Origin of the sequence: Ralstonia sp. RL, from assembly GCF_001683835.1 — a bacterium.
In the GTDB taxonomy this organism is placed as follows: Bacteria; Pseudomonadota; Gammaproteobacteria; order Burkholderiales; family Burkholderiaceae; genus Ralstonia; species Ralstonia mannitolilytica.
On the sequence record NZ_LWRX01000233.1, the window covers coordinates 1 to 1,122 of the forward strand.

A 1,122-nucleotide genomic window follows, 5' to 3' on the forward strand; every position below is an offset into this window, starting at 1 on the left:
GCTCGATCGTGTGGCCCGCAACGCCGCCAGCCAGGGCGTGACGCTGACCTTCGACCAGACCTTGATCGATCACTTCGCGGAGGAAGGCTACAAGCCCGAGTTCGGCGCGCGTGAGCTCAAGCGGCTGATCCGCAGCGAGCTGGAAACCGCTCTGGCGCGCGAGATGCTGGGTGGCGGTATCGGCAAGGCCGATCACGCCAGCGCCCGCTGGGACGACAAGGCCGAACGGGTGGTCTTCGAGCGCCAGGAGCCACCCGCGAAGCCGGCCGAACCTGAAAAGCCCGATGCCGCGAACGTGGCCGAGGCACCGCCTAGCGACGCGAGCAAGCCTGCGCGCAAGAAGAAGTCAGCGGGCGGCGAATCTTGAGCGATGGGAGGCTGTCGTGTCCGACCCCAACGGCCTGACATGGGCAGCCACCCTCGTGTCGCTGGCGGTCGCTATCCCCACAGCGGGGCACGCGGTCATCTACAAGCGTGACCCTCGATCGGCCACGCTGTGGGTACTGCTGATCGCCTTGTTGCCGCTGGGCGGTTCGCTGCTGTATGGGCTGTTCGGCATCAACCGTTACCAGCGGCGGGCGCGGCGGCTCTTCCCGGGGGCAGATCCTGCTGTTCGGCAGGACCTCTCGCCCACGATGCCCGAGGCTGTATCGCCGCCGCTTGCCGGTCTGGCCCACCTGGTGGGCCGCGCCACCGGCCAGTCGCTGACCGGCGGCAACCGCATCGAGCCGCTTGTCGATGGCGAGCAGGCCTACCCGGCCATGCTCGCCACGATCGAATCGGCCAGGCACAGCGTCGCCTTGTGCTCGTACATCTTCGACAGCCAAGGCATCGGGGCGCAGTTCGTCGATGCGCTGCGCCGGGCTCATGAGCGCGGCGTGCAAGTGCGGGTGCTGATCGACGACGTGTATGCCCGCTGGACGCCCCGCAGCGCCTACCGCGCCTTGCAGCGCGCCGGCGTTCCGGCGGCGACGTTCAACCCGACGTTGATTCCCGCGCGCCTGCATGGCGCGCATCTGCGCAATCACCGCAAGCTGCTGGTGATCGATGGCAAGACGGGTTTTACCGGCGGCATGAACATCTTCAGCCCGTATTGGCGGCCCGATGCGCCGGGCCAGGCCT

The 1,122-nt window shown here is 68.2% G+C and carries 2 protein-coding genes; both read left to right on the forward strand.

From position 1 onward, the window contains the following. The coding region (locus tag A6M56_RS21190; protein WP_502686950.1) for a ClpB D2-like domain containing protein at positions 1 to 367 on the forward strand (367 nt) is incomplete at its 5' end. 16 nt (positions 368 to 383) lie between these two features. Then, a partial coding sequence (locus A6M56_RS21195; protein ID WP_286758390.1) for a phospholipase D-like domain-containing protein occupies positions 384 to 1,122 on the forward strand: 739 nt, incomplete at its 3' end.